16 protein-coding genes are annotated in these 14,622 nt (G+C 60.2%); 7 read left to right on the top strand and 9 right to left on the bottom strand.

Annotated elements, in window-relative coordinates; genetic code table 11:
• Window positions 1-10: 10 nt before the first annotated feature.
• Both LB524_RS16400 and LB524_RS16405 read right to left on the bottom strand, forming a co-directional pair.
• Window positions 11-988 carry a flavin reductase family protein gene (locus LB524_RS16400; protein WP_224528214.1) on the bottom strand — a complete coding sequence of 326 codons (978 nt, stop codon included), beginning with the start codon at window positions 986-988 and terminating at the stop codon, window positions 11-13.
• Window positions 989-1,157: 169 nt separating this feature from the next.
• Complete coding sequence (locus tag LB524_RS16405; protein ID WP_224528217.1) at window positions 1,158-2,948, bottom strand: helix-turn-helix domain-containing protein; 1,791 nt, start codon at window positions 2,946-2,948, stop codon at window positions 1,158-1,160.
• A gap of 161 nt (window positions 2,949-3,109) precedes the next feature.
• On the opposite strand from LB524_RS16405, the gene LB524_RS16410 reads away from it, so the two are divergent.
• From LB524_RS16410 to LB524_RS16420, 3 genes are all read left to right on the top strand, one after another.
• A complete protein-coding gene (locus LB524_RS16410; RefSeq protein ID WP_141907401.1) occupies window positions 3,110-3,691 on the top strand; it encodes an amino acid synthesis family protein in 582 nt (193 codons plus the stop codon).
• 753 nt (window positions 3,692-4,444) lie between these two features.
• Entirely contained in the window at window positions 4,445-5,023 is a 579-nt protein-coding gene (locus LB524_RS16415; protein ID WP_224528220.1) for a DUF6101 family protein, read from the top strand.
• A gap of 470 nt (window positions 5,024-5,493) precedes the next feature.
• Window positions 5,494-5,799 carry a hypothetical protein gene (locus LB524_RS16420; protein ID WP_224528224.1) on the top strand — a complete coding sequence of 102 codons (306 nt, stop codon included), beginning with the start codon at window positions 5,494-5,496 and terminating at the stop codon, window positions 5,797-5,799.
• Between the two features lie 1,328 nt (window positions 5,800-7,127).
• On the opposite strand, the gene LB524_RS16425 is transcribed toward LB524_RS16420, so the two are convergent.
• Window positions 7,128-7,331 (bottom strand): CsbD family protein, encoded by a 204-nt coding sequence (locus LB524_RS16425; RefSeq protein ID WP_027162011.1) that lies wholly within the window; start codon window positions 7,329-7,331, stop codon window positions 7,128-7,130.
• Window positions 7,332-7,865: 534 nt separating this feature from the next.
• On the opposite strand from LB524_RS16425, the gene LB524_RS16430 reads away from it, so the two are divergent.
• The 3 genes from LB524_RS16430 (at window position 7,866) to LB524_RS16440 (ending at window position 10,048) form a co-directional block, all read left to right on the top strand.
• Window positions 7,866-8,963 (top strand): ABC transporter substrate-binding protein, encoded by a 1,098-nt coding sequence (locus LB524_RS16430; protein ID WP_224528227.1) that lies wholly within the window; start codon window positions 7,866-7,868, stop codon window positions 8,961-8,963.
• Between the two features lie 321 nt (window positions 8,964-9,284).
• Complete coding sequence (locus LB524_RS16435; RefSeq protein ID WP_141907404.1) at window positions 9,285-9,500, top strand: hypothetical protein; 216 nt, start codon at window positions 9,285-9,287, stop codon at window positions 9,498-9,500.
• Window positions 9,501-9,751: 251 nt separating this feature from the next.
• On the top strand, window positions 9,752-10,048 hold the full coding sequence (locus LB524_RS16440; protein WP_140792768.1) for a hypothetical protein: 297 nt from the start codon (window positions 9,752-9,754) through the stop codon (window positions 10,046-10,048).
• Window positions 10,049-10,376: 328 nt separating this feature from the next.
• Here LB524_RS16440 and LB524_RS29000 read toward each other — a convergent pair whose 3' ends face one another.
• Window positions 10,377-10,988: a hypothetical protein gene (locus tag LB524_RS29000; protein ID WP_224528708.1), complete on the bottom strand. Its 612-nt coding sequence runs from the start codon at window positions 10,986-10,988 to the stop codon at window positions 10,377-10,379.
• Between LB524_RS29000 and LB524_RS16450 the strand changes: the two genes are divergently transcribed.
• On the top strand, window positions 10,879-11,253 hold the full coding sequence (locus tag LB524_RS16450; RefSeq protein ID WP_224528670.1) for a low affinity iron permease family protein: 375 nt from the start codon (window positions 10,879-10,881) through the stop codon (window positions 11,251-11,253). The two genes, LB524_RS29000 and LB524_RS16450, sit on opposite strands and share 110 nt — an antisense overlap.
• 105 nt (window positions 11,254-11,358) lie before the next feature.
• Here the strand turns inward: LB524_RS16450 and LB524_RS16455 are convergent, their stop codons facing one another.
• The 5 genes from LB524_RS16455 to LB524_RS16475 form a co-directional block, all read right to left on the bottom strand.
• Window positions 11,359-11,799, bottom strand: coding sequence for an ion channel (locus LB524_RS16455; RefSeq protein WP_224528230.1), 441 nt, complete (start codon window positions 11,797-11,799; stop codon window positions 11,359-11,361).
• A gap of 301 nt (window positions 11,800-12,100) precedes the next feature.
• Window positions 12,101-12,319 (bottom strand): hypothetical protein, encoded by a 219-nt coding sequence (locus LB524_RS16460; RefSeq protein WP_181763201.1) that lies wholly within the window; start codon window positions 12,317-12,319, stop codon window positions 12,101-12,103.
• A gap of 7 nt (window positions 12,320-12,326) precedes the next feature.
• Window positions 12,327-12,521: a DUF3606 domain-containing protein gene (locus LB524_RS16465; RefSeq protein WP_411909916.1), complete on the bottom strand. Its 195-nt coding sequence runs from the start codon at window positions 12,519-12,521 to the stop codon at window positions 12,327-12,329.
• A gap of 522 nt (window positions 12,522-13,043) precedes the next feature.
• Window positions 13,044-13,226 (bottom strand): hypothetical protein, encoded by a 183-nt coding sequence (locus LB524_RS16470; RefSeq protein ID WP_140792186.1) that lies wholly within the window; start codon window positions 13,224-13,226, stop codon window positions 13,044-13,046.
• A 107-nt stretch (window positions 13,227-13,333) separates the two neighbouring features.
• On the bottom strand, window positions 13,334-13,540 hold the full coding sequence (locus LB524_RS16475) for a hypothetical protein (protein ID WP_224528233.1): 207 nt from the start codon (window positions 13,538-13,540) through the stop codon (window positions 13,334-13,336).
• Between the last annotated feature and the right edge of the window lie 1,082 nt (window positions 13,541-14,622).

Below are 14,622 nucleotides of genomic sequence, written 5' to 3' on the forward strand. Positions count from 1 at the left end.
GCGTGTCTCGTCATTTGGACGCGGCCTGCGTCCACGATTGCGACTGTCCGTCGATCATTGCGACACGGCCGCCGTCACCGCTATCCATGTAGATGCCGAAGCACTTGTCCTGCCGCTCGCGCGCATAGCGGCGCAGCATGACGCGCACTTCATGCGTGGCGATCTGCTCGTACGGCAGCATGTCGACTGGAAAGAAGGCGTGACCATCCGGCAGGGCGGCTTCAGCACCCTCGCGGCTCAGCTCGGCACGGTAGATCAGATAGCCGGGGTCGCTGTCGGCGACATCGAAAACCGAATAGAGGAAGGTGTTTTCGGGAACGAGGCTCAGCGCCTCGCCGCCATCTAGGATCAGGTTGCTATCCGCCTTGCGGCGCCGTGCCGTCGGCAACATCCAGCCGCCTCTACCGTCGTTGCGCAAGAGGATGCGATCGGCAGCCTCAACCAGATAGCCGATGATCATGTCTTGCGAGGCCAGCCAACCGGCCGGCAGGGGATCCTTCACGCTGGCGTAGCGGCCGCGGCAAAACCCGAGCGGCGCTGACGGGCTGGTTCCGAAGGCCTGCACCTGACCGATCAGGATGACGTGGTCGCCGGCCTCGACGCGATTGTGAACGGTGCAATCGAACCAAGTCAGGCTGTCGGTGAGGATCGGCGCGCCGGTGTGGGCGCGATCATGGTTCACTGACTGGAACTTGTCCGCAGCTTTCGATGCGAACACCGATGAGACATCGGCCTGCCCCTCATGTAGGAAATTGACCGCAAAGGATTGGCTTTCACTGAAGGCCGGAAAGCTCGCCGCCAATTTGCCAACACAGACCAGTAGTAGCGGCGGATCGAGCGAGACGGAGGTGAAGGAATTGGCCGTCATGCCGCGTGGATTGCCGTCGCTGTCACGCGTGGTGATCACCGTAACCCCGGTCACGAAGGTGCCGAAGGCGCGACGCAAAGCGATCGGGTCGATCATCCTTTGTGCCACCGCGTCCGCCATTATCTTCCTCCACATCGTCGGACGAAGGCTAGGCAGGAGGCGGCACCGGTTCTTCCTCGGATCTGTAGGAAAGAGTTCGCGACTGGCTGCTGCCATCCCGAGCAAGCAGGAGCGCGATAAGCCCGCGCCTGGCGGCGGATAGCGACGGCAATGTCGGGATGGAGTGGTACTAGCGGGTTTCAGGCACGCGGCTGTCGATGATGCCGCTGAGGCGGATCGCCAGCTCGGCCGCGAAACGTTGTTCTGGCGTGTCGAGCTTGATCCCGAACAGCTCTTCCATGCGCGACAGGCGATAGCGCAAGGTGGTGACATGCAGCCCCATCACGTCGGCGCAAGCCTGGCTGCGGCAACCTTCACGCAGAAAGGCAAACAACGTGTCCAGATACGGCGTGCCGTGCTCGCGATCATGCGCGATCAAGGCGCCGACGCTCTTGTCGACGAAGTTGCGCACATCGGGCACATCGGCGGCCGCGACCAGCATCGGCAGCGGACCGAAATCCTGGCCGGCGAAAACGCCGGTGCGCCCAAAAGACCGGCCGATGCGGATCATGCGTCGGGAACGCTCCCAGGCGGTGGGATAATCGGCCAGCAAGGCACAGACCTCGGAAACCAGCACCGCCGGCTCACGGCCGAGATGGCGACCAAACTCCGTGGCGATTGTGTTCGGCAATTTCGCCAGGCGCATGCTCTCCCTGGCATCGCCCGCGACGAGACAGACAAGACCGCCCTCCACGGCGACAACCGTGCCCGCCACGCCTGCCTGTTCCAGAAGGCGGACAAGGGCATGATGGGGATCGGCAAGCCCGCCGCCGTCCTTTGCCGTATCGGCGTAGTCGACGACAATAAGTCTTTGCGGCACGGTCAGGTCGAGCCCCAGCCGCCGTGCCCGGTTGACGATGTCGGCCTCATCGCGCCAGCGGCGTTCCACGACTTCCAGGAAAAGCTCGGTCAGCGATCTGGTCTCGAAACGGAAGCGGACGAAGCTGCGCATCATTTGCACGCTGAGCGCAAATTTGGCGCTGTCGAGCAGCATCTGGTCGAGCTGTCCGGATTGCTGCGGCGTCGGAAAAATCATCAGCGCGCCAACGACTTCGTCGTCGATTGTCAACGGCTCTACGCGCACCGAAAGCTTGAGGCGATGCTTGCCGTCGTCGACGAACAAAGTCTCGTCCTGGCGCGCTTCCGACGCGCCGCGCGCGACCTTGACGATCTGCCGGTTGAGCACGCCGCCAACTGCCTGGCGCCAGGTCGCGGCATCGAAATGCGCTTGGCTCGGCGAGCGGCCGGCCACGACCAGATTGGCGTGGAAATCGATGACCACGACGGGGTTGGGCAACAGCTCGCCGACCTTGTCGGCGAGCGAGACCGATCCTTCCGACAGCGCCTGCTGCAGAAGCGAGGTATGCGCCTGCAAGGCGCGCTGCAGACGCTCGCCCGCCTGTTTTTCCTGGCGCAGCCGATGCTGTTTCTCCACCGCGATCTCGCCCAGATGCACGATCATGCCGATAAAGGCGATATCCTCGGCACTCACTTCGGTGATCTCGCGCGAGACCACGGTCAGCACCATCGGCCGGCCATCTTCATCGACACAGCTCATCGGCATGACGAGCACGCTGCGATAGTCGCGTTCGAACGCCTCGCGGCGATAACCCGGAAACTCCTCCGACACCCGCGCATCCCTGATATAGACCGGCTCGTTGCGGTTGAGCGCGACGATCGAAGGACTGGTCGCCAGTTCCCAGCGGTCCGGCAAAGCGCGTTGGATGAGCGTCGGATCATGACGGACGATGACATAGGCGTGGCCATGCGGCGCATCGATGCTCATGATCGAGCCCAGCGTCCATTTGGCATGGCGGCAGGCTGCCAGCACGAGGTCGCGCAGCACGGACTGGAGATCGCCACCCGAATTGATGAGGCTGGCGGCGTCCCGCAAAGAGAGAATTTGCGACTCGTGGTCCACGCCCGGTCTTCCGCCTCGCGAAGGGCCATTTAAGCCGTCGCGGATATACGAACGCTACACCGCTTCCAAGCGGGGTGCACGCCGATTCTTCCTACGAACCGGAGGAATACCAGCTTTCCGGGCCTGATTAGGCTGGGCTTCCACCAACAGGGCCTGAGATCATGGAATTGCGAAAAGTCTGCACCTTCATCGAGGAAGTGCACATTGAAGGCGGCAAGGCGGGCGCTAAGCCTGTAAAGTCGATCGTCGTCGCGGCCGTGCTACGCAATCCATGGGCGGCGCGCGGCTTCGTCGAGAACCTGCGGCCGGAGATTGTCGCCATCGCACCGCGCTTGGGGCATGAGCTCACGCGTCGCCTGCTCGAGCTTATGCCTGCCGATCGCATCGAGAGCTACGGCAAGGCCGCCGCCGTGGGCGTCGCAGGCGAGATCGAACACGCCTCCGCCATGATCCATACGCTGCGGTTCGGCAATGTGTTTCGCGACGCCGTCGGCGGCACGACCTATCTCGAATTCTGCAACACGCGCAACGCCCCAGGCGCGCTGCTGTCGTTGCCGATGATGCACAAGAGCGAGAACGGCCGCCGCTCGCATTTCATCACCGCCAACTTCCAGATCGCGGACGGCCCGGCAGCCGACGAGATCGTCGTGGCCATCGGCGCGGCGGACGGCGGACGTGTTCACCCACGGATTGCGGACCGCTTTCAGGACGTGAAAGAAATGGAGCAGGAAGCAGCGATGTGATCCTTGCGCTGCATCCCTTGCCCTGTGGTCGATGATGTCCGCTTTCGAGAATCGGCGCAGCGGGCCTCAACGGCCGACATGAGGCGCAAAGCTGACCGGCAGATTGGGGGCCGGCAGCGGTCGGTTCGCTTGTGACCAGGGAAGCACGATAGCTGACCTTCAACGTGAGGCCGCGATATCACGCGAAGGCGGAAGCGCGACTGATCGTCGATCGCGTCAGGCACGAGAGCGCCGTCACCGGGCCGACGCAGGGGATGGCCATGAAGTCATGAAGTCGCCGGCATGGTTCGTTGCGGGATGCGGTCGGCAATACTGTCGCCACACCCGCTCGCGACAGCATCGCGTCGATCAGCTCGACCGACAGCGGATCGTTCGCCACAGCCTAGCGCACTGCCTGTTCGACCGCTAAAAGCCGAAGCTACACGGAATTCGCGCAACAAATGCGCTGACTGGGGTCGGCCGCGGCTGTCGAGTTGCATAACTCGGCCGACGGTCTTTTGCGAGACTTACCAAAAAATTGACATGAATTAGTAATGGCTAATGCAGAATACGCTCCTATTTTATCTGGCACTAGGACATGTGCTGAGCGTTCGAGCCGGGTACGTCCGGTTCCGCCTCAATAGGAGGCACAGATGGCCAAGGCACGCTGCCGTTGCTGGATGCAAGCCGAAGACGGCGGCGCCGCAGGGGGGCTCACTCTGGGCATTGGTTGGCTGCTGCGCTTCCGGCCCCTTCTCTCTCCAGGTGAAAATGATGGACGACGGTGAGCGGACTCATACTGAACCGGAGACGAGTTCTTGGACCGGCCGCAACAGGCGTCTCGACCCGTCGCGCCTGCCGGAGCAGGTGAGCTACACCACAAGTGACAACTATGGCGGCGTGACCTTTACGCTCAACCAGCGTGGTGTGGTGGTCCGCCGCACGCAAAATGTGAGCAGCGTGCCGGCAATCATTGCCCTCCCCGCCAAGCTTTTCCGCGGAGTGGCCGCCTGCGCAATGGAGGATCCAAGTGGAAGTTTCACAGCGGAGCTCAAGCTTCTGCACAATGATCCGATGCTGACGGTGCCGCTACTGGTGTCCGACGAGCTCGAGCTTGTTGCCACCGACTGGCGTGCCTGGGCCGTGGCCTACCGTCTGCCCATGCTTCTGCTGGGGGCCGACGGCGTTGCCCGCACGCTTGAGGAAACGCTCGGTGCCAAGATCAACTCGCTCTCATCGAAGCGACCCCAAGACGGACCGCGTCTCGACCATGCACCTAGGCTTTCAAAGGCTGGCCTGATGAACAAACTGACGTCGCTAGAGCATATCGGTCGATTGTTGGATAGGAAGTGATGTGACAAATGTCTCGTGCACTTGGTCGGCAGGGTCGATCCTTCTCCACTGGGTCGGTTGCTGAGCCCCCCTCCAGGCGCGGCCAGGTAGCGTCGGCTTCATTACGAATCCCTCGGCCCTCTAAGCTAGGATAGCTGCCTTGTTGTTGCTTGGAGAAGGACTTGAGAAACGCGCCTCGCGCGGGTCGTTCGAGGGTTGGACACAGTTGTTCCTCTGGCTGGCTAGGTAGCCTGACTCATGCCAGTCGTCGGCCGCCGCCTCCGAAATGGTGAGTTTCGCGCCCGATGATCATCAGTTTGGCGAGCGGTGTTGTTGCGCAGCCGGCGAATGCGTCCGTGCAAGACGATGCCAGAGCGCGTGTGCTGGAGCGACATACTGGACGCGGCCGGCAAGCGGGCGGTTCGGCCTCGCCAGACAATTCATATTAGCATCTGCTTGACGAAGCCATTATTCGCACCAGACTCACGGCTATGGCAAAGGGCATCAATATCGGCGACGAGGTCGTGATCACGGCAACCGTGCGCAAGCGGGTCACTGAGGACCGGGTGAGCGTTTCCATCCCTTCCTATGGGCAACCCCACTCGGTGATCGACCATACGACGAAGGTACAGAAGGGGCAGCACATCGAGTTGATTGGCAGCGTCACCCACATCAACGAAAACCGCGTGACGGTGAATCTGGGCGTACCAGTCACAATCGATGCCGCCGTCGTCAGGCTGGTGAGCGCGTACAAGTCGTCGATCAGAAAGGCGCCGCTGGTGGACAAGCCGACATGAGGCCGGCCCATTGTGCATCCTGCCCGCACTTGCCGGCTAGTGGGCTCACAAACAAGGCCGGAACTTAGTCATCCTCTCATTGTTAGGGCGGCCAACGCCTACGGGATGGTCCATGATGCATGACGGCAAAGTCCTCGTGGTTGAAGACGAGCCTGTCATATTGCTTGACCTCGATTTCGCGCTGACCAAGGCCGGCTTCACCGTCGTTGCTGCCAGCAACGCCGCGAGCGCGATTGAGGCGTTCGATGTCGACCCCTCAAGAATCCGGGCTCTCGTGGCGGACATCCGTCTGGGGCCGGGAATGCGAGGCGGGGCGTCGCTCGACATATTCGGCAGGCAAATCCAAATTTGCCCGTCGTTTACGCGACCGGCGACACTGCCTCACACTGGGGCGCGGAAGGGGTGTCGAATAGCATCATCATCTGGAAACCGTTTTTCATGCCACAGATTGTCACGGCATTATCGACGCTGATTAACTCCCGTTGAACGGCTCATTCCACCGCCGCCGGCACCTGGGCCATGAGCACGTGCGAGCACACAACCGGTCCGCCGTTTCCTGAACTTCCGCAGGGCCGGATGTTGCAGCCCGCATGGGAGGCCTGTCTGACCAGGCGACGGCTCGGTGGCTTGATCTCGCAGGGGCAAACCGCCGAGCCTAACTGACCTTTGCCAGCTTATCTGAAATTAGCATCGTGGCCATTGACCGGCGTCGTTCAAATGCATGAGCAAAGAAGACTACGCGACGTTAGGTTCCAGTGTCGCGGGCAGTGGCACCCAACCTGAAAATTTCAAGCTTCTCGCTGTACGAGAGCCGTACCCTTTCGCCGCATCGCTTGCAGGTGAACGTCGTTACGGACTTGACCCACGAGCCTTTCCTGACCAGTAGGGTTTTGCAGCTCGGACACTGAAAAGTTAGGTCTTCGTCAAGCAGCTGATTGGATAGAGCCATTTCATCTTCTCCCAAGATGAAGTGGCTTTGCAAGACGAATGCCAGAGCGCGTGTGCTGGAACGACACAGGGGGCGCTGCCGAGCGAGCGCAGTATGACTGATGCTGAGAGCCGCTGAAGAGCGGCCTACGCGGAATTCAGATTTTCGCAAAGCTCTCGAGCAGCCGCTCAGCCTGCGGTGCGTTCGTCAGACAAGCGCAATCGCTTCCACGATTGCGTGCAAGACAAGGCTGGCGAACCTGTGAGTGACAAGGCCGAATCGCTGAAGCCCGGTCCCGTCGTCGAGTAATGCTGAAGGCGAAGAGCCCGCGATCCGGCTATCCCATCGGCGCAGATCGTCCGCCAGAGCCGCGGGCTTTCTGGGACTTCTTTGGGAATGGTTACCAGCCCTGCATGCTGTACCAATCGTCGACGTCACGGCGGACGCGATCCTTCTCCAGGCCGTAACGTTCCTGAATCTTGCCTTCGAGCTGATCGCGCTTGCCGGCGATGCGGTCGAGGTCGTCGTCGGTGAGTTTGCCCCACTGTTCCTTGACCTTGCCTTTGACCTGCTTCCAGTTCCCTTCAACGCGGTTCCAGTCCATGTGTGGCCTCCTTCGTTTGATAGTCGAAACGTAGTCGGGGCAGCGAGGTTCCGGACCGTCTCCTTTCCATAAGGTTCGCTTTATCGGCAGGATGAAGGCCAATAGACCGTCGCGCCCCAAGCAAACACAACACACTCACCATTCCGGGTCTCAACACCTAGTCTCCACTAGCTGCTCGGATTTGGCCGCAAATCAGCCCGGACCAGACGCCCAAACAGGCGTCAACCACCAAGTGTTTTTCGGACTTTTTACTGCTCTGGCGTTAAATTGGCACACCGTCTGCCTTACAACCCGCTAAGCGTCTCAGTACAAGCGTTTAGGATCTGCGGGCAGTAGCCATCGAATTTTGCCTCGTGTCGGTGGCGGCGGGATTATCGACGCCGGTAGCCAGTCCACTAAGACCCGCCGCATCGGAACTGTGTCGGTAGTGGCGATGGTACAGATCGTTGGAGTTAGGTCCGACTGTCTCTATCGGTCGAGGCATGTGCGCTGTAGCTGGGCACGCGGTGAGGATTGCGAACCAGGAGATACTGAATGGCATCGACTGGTCCGGGCTCCGAAGAAACGACCACAATCGGAGCACTCGTCCCTTTGACTCGCCCCGGCTGGGTTGAGGCAGGCAGACATTTGCTTGCGGGCCTTCAGCTAGCTGTTAGCGAAATCAATAGCGCTGGTGGCGTCGGCGGCAAGGCGCTTGAGCTGCTCGTCCGAGACACTGCAGCCGATCCACAGAAGGCCGTCGCGGCGGTGGATGAACTGGCCCGTTTGGGCGTGGTAGCGATAGCGGGAGAGTATCACAGTGTCGTTGCTCGCGCGGCGGCTGTCAGGGCCGACGAGCTTGGACTCCCTTTTCTCTGTTCGTCGGCGGTACTCGACAGGCTAACGGATCAACCAACCAAGTGGGTCGCACGTCTTGCCCCGCCGCAGTCCCGCGGCTGGCAAACATATGCCGACTTCCTGTCGCGCGCTGGCCACGATCGGATCGCCGTTGCATCGCAGCAGAGCGTCTACTGGGCATCTGGCGTTCACATTCTGCGTGATCACCTTGAAGCAAACGGCGCGACGTTATCGGACATCAGCATGAGCTCGCTGGACCCGTCAATGTTGTGCGACCAACTCATCCACCATCGCGCGACAGTGCTTCTTCTTCTTGTAGGCCAGCCAGAGCCAGCAATCTCAATCGTCAAGTCAGTTCGCAATGACGGTCGCCTGTCCACGATCAAGATCGGCGCTCCAGCTGGGCAACCAGAATTCGCTGAATGGGCCACATTGCTAGGCGAAGATAGCGCTGCGATCCCCTTCCTGCGCTATCGACCCGGAGACCTCAACCCGCTAGGCTCACGCGTCGAAAGGGCCCTGCGGGAGAAGTTGGGCGAGGCGCCCTCCTTCGTTGCTCTGGAAGGATACGACACGATCGTCGTCCTTGCTCAGGCAATACGGTCCTACGGCACTGACCGGAACAGCATCGCAGAGTCATGGCCGCGGATAGAGGTTGCCGGCACCCGTGGCCACATCCAGTTCTTTCGCACACCAGCTACGACCGTTTGGCAGTGGACTGGTGTGCCGATTCAAATCGCCGAAAGAACACCGGGCAACCCGGCGCAAATCAAGGGTGTTGACGATGCCAGGTGAGGCGGAGTTGGCTGGCGGGAGTTCGCGGCGCAGCAGCGCCGTCACTTTTGGGGCCATCCAATGGCTTGGAGCATTCTCCACGCTGTGGCCGGCGGCCCCGAGAAATCTGGGCATGATGGATTGTTCCATGCAGCCGCTTCCGCGGGAAGCCTTCACGTCGACCTCTTGCTCGGCGCGCCGCGCTGCTCTCTCCCTTGGCAAGTGATCCTTCGGGATGAGCCTGACATTAGCATTGGTCTTTCCGAATGAAAGGAACATCAGCGCTCAATTGAAGTTCGGGCGCCGATGGGAACCGACCATTCGATCCCGGAAGGACACTCAATGACCAACGATCTCTCACGCAATCAGGAACGGCGAGGTACAGCTCGGATCGCGAGCTGGGCCGTGGTCGTGATCGCCCTGGTTTTTCTAGGCCTTCTCGCCTTTTTTATATTCGCACCCTTGTCAAACGCTTCACGGCAACCGACACCGCAGGTTGCCCCCGAGCAGAACGAAGGCGGCAACGCACCCGCGCCCGCTTCGCCTGCCGCAGGCTGATAAGAACCGCCCGCCGCATCGCCAGACCGGTGAACCCAAGCCGCAAACCGGAATCACCTTCACACCTGTTCCAGTCCCCGTATCGGCTTCGTCACAGCACACGTGGCCTAACCGATCAAACGGTGCGCATCGACGCGAGTCAGCTTTGGAGGGATGGCCCCTGCGAAACCCGGCGGACAGACCGGAACAAAGGCACCCCTGCCTCGTTGGCTTCGTGAAGGGACGTGTTTCAGGCATACAGGAATAGCAAAATGAAGGTTTTGATTCTGAGCGCTTTGGCTCTTTCGCTTGCGGCTCCGGTGGTCGCTTCTGCTGCCGAGGCTGACGTGGTGGTTTCAACACATCACCGACATCACCATGGTACCACCGTCATATACAATGACGAAGGTGGCCGTCTTCACCACCGACATCACGGCCAGGAAGCATTCTATGACAACGGCCATCGCTCATGGCGCCATCGGCATCACCGCCGTGATACCGTCGTCATCACTCGCTCGATGCACCGTCACCACCACAATCGGCCCGTCGTCATCCAACAGGAGGACTGATCGCTCTTTGGTCCGGCTCCATGCGTCCAACGCGGGAGCCGGATTGGCTGCGCTTACCCATTCAGCAGGCGTGTCATGCAGTTGTCGAAGAGCATCTGGGAAGAGGCCCGCATAGTTAAGTCCGGGTACACGACCAAGCAGGAACTCGGCGGCGGCATCCTGCCCCGCTGGTGGCTAGGTCGAGCGCGCCGGCAGACCTCGCCCGCGTCGAAGGTGCGTCAAGCTTTTTGTGCCGCCGGCCCAAGTCTTGCGCCCTTTTGATGCGTTACCGGATCGAGGCGCTGGAGAGTTGTTTGAACAACTTTCAAGCGCAGCCCCCCGCCGCTGGTCAATCTTGGGCAAAGTCGGTGTAGAACGTCGCGCGGTGCGTCGATTTCAGGCCGACCGTCGGCGTCGTTCCATTAGCGATTGCTGATCCCTGAATGGAACCGTTTCCTGCCGCTGCACATTGATGATCGAGTTGAACGGAGGGTAGCGCAGTGTCCATCATCGACCGGATCACCGGCGTTTTCTCATCCAGCAAGGAGGCAGTGGAGAAGGCTCCTGCTAAGAAGGCCGCCCCTAAGAAGGCAGCTGCGGAGAAGCCATCGAGTGCGAAGGCGAGCGCGGCCAAGAAGGCCGGAGCCGCCCCCGCAATGACAGCCCCCTCAAAGAACTCCACCTCAAAAGTAAATCTGGTCAGTCCAAATCGGCGGCTAGGAAGAAGCGACGGCGCAATGAAGCAAAAGACTTCCGCTTCGGCGGGGTTGATTGTGATGGGTCCGTGACGCTGAATGGAAAAGTGGTTTGTAAATATTGCTAACGCCGTTGCTCGAGGAGCGGGCCGGCCAATTACATTCATCCTTTGCATCGCTTTGATAGCGGTCTGGGGCTTCTCCGGACCTGTGCTCGCTTTTTCAGAAACCTGGCAGCTAATCATCAACACCTCTACGACGATCATTACGTTCCTGATGGTGTTCCTCATCCAGAATACGCAGAACCGAGATGGGGCAGCGGTACAGGCTAAGCTTGACGAGCTGGTGCGGGTGAGTACCGCCAAGAACAGCTTTATCGGGATAGATCTTCTGACCGCGACCGAGGTTGAAGAGATCAGGTCGACCTGTGAGGCCGCGGTGGCCCGCGCCCAGATCAACCGGCCAGGCGCAAAGAGGCGAAGGCGCAAGGAAAGGAACATGGCTGACGGCAAGGAGGAGAAACGGTATTAAGCCGCTCCTCGCCAATGGAACGAAGCATGGCACATGCCCCGCGATCGCTGCCGGTAGCCTCCGTCAGTAGACCTCACATCGAGACGGGCCAGAGATCTCGCGGCCCTACCTCCTTTTCCAAAAATTCTCCATGGAGAGGTAGGTGAACGAGGCCGTCCAGCTCAACAGCACCAGTCCAGTGAGCGCCTCCGACGAGGCAATCAGTCGGATCGGACCCTCGGCCCTGATATCGCCAACTCCCAGCGTCGTGTAATTGGTGACGGAGAAATACAGGAAATCGACCCATCCATCGGAGATTTCTCCGACGATTTCGCCGAACAGCCGGTAGTTATGGAGGCCCCAGAAGACGAAACCGTAGAACGTAATCTCCACAGTATGTGCGGCTAGCGCTCCGAAGATTACGATCAGCAGTCGTCCTCGGCTCGGGAACCCGCCGACCTCGGCTGAACGGGCAGAGCTCGCGACCATTCTGAAAGCCTCATAGTGGACCAGAACACACGCGATCGCCAAAACGAGCGATACCAGACTGACTGCGATGACGTTCATGACCATGCACCGTTCAAGGGAGGCTTCGTGTTGATCGCGCGATTGAGCGCCTGTGTGAAGGTCTGGTTTTCTGCCGTACAGACTTATTGCGTCCGGCTCGTCCAGGCCGCGAAGAAACTCATCGACGCCCTCGGTCGGCGGGCTTACCAGTTTCGGGGTGGCAACTCGAGGATCGGCGCGGGCTCCTTCTCCAGCGGGTCATGCTCAGGCACCTCATGCCATAGGTTGACGCAAGCCCCGCTGATCGACTTGCCGACCGCATACTGGACAACTGTGGAAATGGTTGTGCTCGTCCGCGAGTTCAGACCCGGGCATCTTGCTCGTCACGTGCGGCCAGGCTGTACTCGTAGACGGCGGCTTGCTCTTCATCAACCACACGGAACCAATGTTCCTGCAGTGCCCTTGGGGACACTCTTTGCCCGGCAGCCTGTTCGGCTGCTTTCATCGGATCGTCCTCCACGACGACGCCAGACGACACGACGGTGTCACCGTAGATCTCTTCCACCTGGTACCTTGCCATCTTGGCCTCAGCGAACCTTTGAGTTCTTCGCTCCGCGTTCCAGCGTATCGCGGTTATTACCGTTTTGCTTAATGAGGTCGCGGACCTGCTGGGCCGTAATCGCGGCCTTCTCAGCGAGATATCGCACCTCGTAGTCTTCTTCGACCGAGACGCGGTTACGATCCCGAGTCTCTCTCTTGCTCTTGTCGTCTGCCATCTTCATTCCTCCACTCCTGAGGGGCAACGTGGTTCGCTTCGCTTTGTTGCACTGCATGGCCGCTTCGCCTCGGCGGGCTGAGTCCGCGCGGGGCTGAACTCCGGAAGGGGCTGGCCAACTAGCCGTCAATGCTCGCCGTGAGCCCATCGGCAGCAATGGCATACTTCCCCGCGATAAAGCCCGGGTTCTCAGGTACCGTCGACGGCGACTTCAAACGGCAGAATTTTGGAGCCGGTATAATAGGAAACACCCCTCCCCAGGGCCATGAAGTCCATGACAGTTTCCCGAAGTCTAGTTTGAGAGGAAGTATTCCGATAACGCAACCGGCGAACTCGTGCGCGCGCTGGCGATCGCGAGCTGTGAGCCCAACGACAGATGGAGACCGTTACGACCGCCTGCCCGCATCCTGGCGCCGGCCGACTGCCTGCGCAGGCTGGGCCTGAGCAGGGTGGCGATCTGAAGCCGTTGCGTCCGAAGTTCCCCCTCAGGGCCAACAGGAACTGCGGGAAAAAGTTCGCTGATCTGCATCTAGGCGCATTTCTTGAATTCGACAACCTCGACTCCGAGGCGGAACGCCTGCCCGTCCGCGTATGAGCGAGCGTACTCTTCAGATTCGAAAGTGAACGTGATGGCGCTGCCATAGGCGGTTACACGCACGGTCCATTTCTTCTCGCGGATAATTTCAACGGCATGCTGTTCGTGCGGAGCCATGCTCTCCTCCCAGACGTTGAGGCAGCATCTATAGCGTCGTGAAATTCATTTGAATGCAAATAATTCGACATGTGGCGTGTCAAAATTCCGGAGCCACGCCGGAGCGATTAGGCCGTTATGGCCTTGAGCTGTTCGAGATGCTCCATGGCCAGCTTGTGCAGCGTTTCGGCCGTCTCTTCCGGAGTCCATCCCTGGCCGATGGAGGTGGCGACAAGGGCCGCGAAGGCGGATTCCAGAGCGACCTCGCAATTGACAGGCCGGTCCGGGCTGGTCTCGGCTAGGATGGGCGGAGCAACTTCAGGGGTTTTTTTCATGCACAGCAATCCGCGCGGCGAAAAAAAGTTCCAAGCGAGACAGAGGAGTTATTGGCAATCAGGCGGCGTTTCGAAGGCTGCTGAAAGGGCTCGCCGCCCAGCCCTAGGCTGCGTCCAAGTTGCAAAGGTGCGCGGCCGTTCTTAACGGCGCGGTAACCATGACACACGAGCAAGCAGACTGTGAATGAACGAACCGGATTGGGGGTGGTTATACCCGGCTTTCAACAGGGACCATGTCTTGCTCGCGACCGCCTTCGCCTTGCTGATCTCCTTCTCGGTCAGCCTTGCCCCTGCTTTCCTGGGCGACGCCTACCACGACGGAATCGAGATCCACCGACCTGGAACGGTCCATCGAGGGGTGGCAACTACGTCCAACAAGGACCCACTCAGAGACCGACCACCAGACATGCGGCTCCACGGCGTCGGCGGGCGCCCGAGCGGACCGCTGCCCCGCGGACCTGCAACTATAAATCGCTTGCCGCGTTGATGCTCGTACAACGAGCGAAGGAACGCCTTATGTGGTTCTTTACGGCCATAGTTCTGGGGTTCGTCGTGGCTATCTCGCTCGGGTGGGCTGTGGGCCGTATTGCGCGGTGAGGCCCCGGGCTACTCACCAAAACTGGTAAGGCATTGCCAGATTAGCAGAAGGCACCGCCTCGACCTTTTGGCGCGTACGCGCGTGAGGCAATCGAGAGCGCCTACGCGCCTGGCTCGTTTGGTGCGGATGTTGCTGGTTGAGCAGCATGGAAAGGGCGGTGATGGCCTGAGGCAAAGCAAAACGGCTTCGTGATGATACTTTCTAGGACACCCTCGGCGCCCCAATGCCAGGAACACTGTCCCCGCTTATATAGACAACCGGGATCATCGCATTGGATTGCTGCACATGCCGGGCAACTTCCCAACCGGATTGTCCATCACCCAGCCGGATGTCCGAGATAAGAGCGCTGATCAAGTCCGGGTCGGTATCGAAGACAGATCTTACGTGGCGCTACTCATACCAGCAGACGGGAAGCCAGCTTCTTCGAGACCTTCTTCTAGATCGAGCAGTATCATTGGCTCCTCTTCAACGTCAGAACCGACCC

It is taken from the genome of Mesorhizobium sp. ESP6-5, from assembly GCF_020164695.1.
Classification (GTDB): Bacteria; Pseudomonadota; Alphaproteobacteria; order Rhizobiales; family Rhizobiaceae; genus Mesorhizobium; species Mesorhizobium australicum.

Coding starts and splice junctions, on each gene's coding strand:
- LB524_RS16425 (WP_027162011.1), bottom strand. CDS start 7,331: ATGGACTGGAACCGCGTTGAAGGGAACTGGAAGCAGGTCAAAGGCAAG.
- LB524_RS16430 (WP_224528227.1), top strand. CDS start 7,866: ATGGCATCGACTGGTCCGGGCTCCGAAGAAACGACCACAATCGGAGCA.
- LB524_RS16470 (WP_140792186.1), bottom strand. CDS start 13,226: ATGGCTCCGCACGAACAGCATGCCGTTGAAATTATCCGCGAGAAGAAA.
- LB524_RS16435 (WP_141907404.1), top strand. CDS start 9,285: ATGACCAACGATCTCTCACGCAATCAGGAACGGCGAGGTACAGCTCGG.
- LB524_RS16465 (WP_411909916.1), bottom strand. CDS start 12,521: ATGAAGATGGCAGACGACAAGAGCAAGAGAGAGACTCGGGATCGTAAC.
- LB524_RS16455 (WP_224528230.1), bottom strand. CDS start 11,799: ATGAACGTCATCGCAGTCAGTCTGGTATCGCTCGTTTTGGCGATCGCG.
- LB524_RS16475 (WP_224528233.1), bottom strand. CDS start 13,540: ATGAAAAAAACCCCTGAAGTTGCTCCGCCCATCCTAGCCGAGACCAGC.
- LB524_RS16440 (WP_140792768.1), top strand. CDS start 9,752: ATGAAGGTTTTGATTCTGAGCGCTTTGGCTCTTTCGCTTGCGGCTCCG.
- LB524_RS16460 (WP_181763201.1), bottom strand. CDS start 12,319: ATGGCAAGGTACCAGGTGGAAGAGATCTACGGTGACACCGTCGTGTCG.
- LB524_RS16420 (WP_224528224.1), top strand. CDS start 5,494: ATGGCAAAGGGCATCAATATCGGCGACGAGGTCGTGATCACGGCAACC.
- LB524_RS16410 (WP_141907401.1), top strand. CDS start 3,110: ATGGAATTGCGAAAAGTCTGCACCTTCATCGAGGAAGTGCACATTGAA.
- LB524_RS16400 (WP_224528214.1), bottom strand. CDS start 988: ATGGCGGACGCGGTGGCACAAAGGATGATCGACCCGATCGCTTTGCGT.
- LB524_RS16415 (WP_224528220.1), top strand. CDS start 4,445: ATGGACGACGGTGAGCGGACTCATACTGAACCGGAGACGAGTTCTTGG.
- LB524_RS29000 (WP_224528708.1), bottom strand. CDS start 10,988: ATGATCGTCGTAGAGGTGTTGATGATTAGCTGCCAGGTTTCTGAAAAA.